The 1,360-nt window shown below is 67.8% G+C and carries 4 protein-coding genes; all 4 read left to right on the top strand.

Going from position 1 to position 1,360, the window contains the following annotated elements; genetic code table 11:
• Positions 1 to 115 precede the first annotated feature (115 nt).
• Positions 116 to 331: a hypothetical protein gene (locus tag ACO1BU_RS37375; protein WP_424140906.1), complete on the top strand. Its 216-nt coding sequence runs from the start codon at positions 116 to 118 to the stop codon at positions 329 to 331.
• On the top strand, positions 331 to 660 hold the full coding sequence (locus ACO1BU_RS37370; RefSeq protein ID WP_424140905.1) for a hypothetical protein: 330 nt from the start codon (positions 331 to 333) through the stop codon (positions 658 to 660). Before ACO1BU_RS37375 ends, ACO1BU_RS37370 begins: the two co-directional genes overlap by 1 nt.
• The gene (locus tag ACO1BU_RS37365) at positions 660 to 959 is read left to right on the top strand and encodes a hypothetical protein (RefSeq protein WP_424140904.1); all 300 of its coding nucleotides are present in this window, start codon (positions 660 to 662) and stop codon (positions 957 to 959) included. The genes ACO1BU_RS37370 and ACO1BU_RS37365 overlap by 1 nt, the downstream gene beginning before the upstream one ends.
• Positions 949 to 1,360: Lar family restriction alleviation protein (locus ACO1BU_RS37360; protein ID WP_424140903.1), on the top strand; the 412-nt coding region annotated here is incomplete at its 3' end. The genes ACO1BU_RS37365 and ACO1BU_RS37360, both read left to right, overlap by 11 nt.

Below are 1,360 nucleotides of genomic sequence, written 5' to 3'. Positions count from 1 at the left end.
CGTTCGGGCTGTCGTGGCGCCTGCTGCCTCTGGTGCGGCGCGAGCGCGATGGCTGGCTGGTACGCGTGCTGGGGCTGCGGCTGCATTACCGGCGCGCTTACGGCGGGAGGTTCGTATGACCCAACCCGCACCCCCCACCCCGCAGCCGGGCGAGATGCGGTCTCGCTGGCCGTCCTACTGCATTAAGCCGGGATCGTGTGAGCGCAACCGGGCCTGCTGCTACTTCGGGTGCAAGCACCCCATTGGCGCAGACGTGCGTGCCGAAATCGATGCGGCGATTGCTGCCCGCGCCGCCCTCGCCCGCGCCTCCGCGCCGCAGGGAGGGGTGTGATGGGCGGTGAGCAGCAAACGAACTTCGACGCGGGCGAGATCGCCGTCCTCAAGCAATTGGACCGGCGCCGCCCTACGCATGACGGCGACATCATCGGCAAGGCGCCCCGCGACAGCCTGATCCGCCGGGGACTGGCATTCCGTGCCTACGGTCATACGACGCTGACCGAAGCCGGGGAGGTCGAACGCATCCTGCACCTGACCGACGCCGAGGTGATCGCTGAGGCTCGGCGTGACGGAATCGACGTGGAAGCCGAGGCCGCCCGGCTGCGGGCCATGTTCAACCGGATCGCGAGGGATGTACGGCGCGCCAAGAAGGGAGGGGTGTGATGAGTGCGGCCGAGATAGCAACTAACCTTTCGCCGCTACAGCGCGAGGCGATGCTCTGGCTGCCGGCTAATGGTGCTTCGGTGCAGGTGCCGCAGCGCATCCTCAACAGCCGGCGCCTCTGGCACGTGCTCATGTCTCTAGGCGCCTCAGACCAGCCACTCGTCCTCGCTGTGGTGTTTGGGCTGACGAAGGACCGGCACGAGAACATCCGCATCCGAGCTACGCGCTTCGGGCACCAAGTCCGCCGCGCGCTGACCGCCCACCCCGCAGCCGAGCAGGAGCCCCCCCATGCCCGCTGAGACCCCGACCCCGCGCGAGGAGATGGTGCTGGCCTCCTGCCCGTTCTGCGGCGGTGAGGCTTTCTCCCATGCCATTGAGCCTCACAGTCACGGCCCCGTTGCCTCGTTCATGCCGGACCATCCTGGCTCCGGCTACGTCGAGTGCATGGGGTGCTCGGCCGGTATTGCAGAGGCAACCGAAGCCGAAGCCATCGCCGCATGGAACCGCCGCACCCCCACGCCCAGCGCGGCGGTGGAGCAGGCGGGCGCGTCGTCGGGGGAGGCGGCGCGGGAAGCAGGTATTCCGCAGAGCGTAGTGCGCGATCTGATGAAACGAGCAGGATACGACGACAGCCGCCCTCACCCAGACTGCTACACGCACTTTAGCTGGATTACGTTCTCCAAGTTGCTGTTCGCCGTCC

The organism is Roseomonas chloroacetimidivorans (genome assembly GCF_049629625.1).
GTDB lineage: Bacteria > Pseudomonadota > Alphaproteobacteria > Acetobacterales > Acetobacteraceae > Roseomonas > Roseomonas chloroacetimidivorans.
This window is presented reverse-complemented; position numbering and strand designations above follow the sequence as displayed.

What these genes read in the sequence shown, in the direction of transcription:
- ACO1BU_RS37370 (WP_424140905.1), top strand. Translation starts at nt 331, where the DNA reads ATGGGCGGTGAGCAGCAAACGAACTTCGACGCGGGCGAGATCGCCGTC.
- ACO1BU_RS37375 (WP_424140906.1), top strand. Translation starts at nt 116, where the DNA reads ATGACCCAACCCGCACCCCCCACCCCGCAGCCGGGCGAGATGCGGTCT.
- ACO1BU_RS37365 (WP_424140904.1), top strand. Translation starts at nt 660, where the DNA reads ATGAGTGCGGCCGAGATAGCAACTAACCTTTCGCCGCTACAGCGCGAG.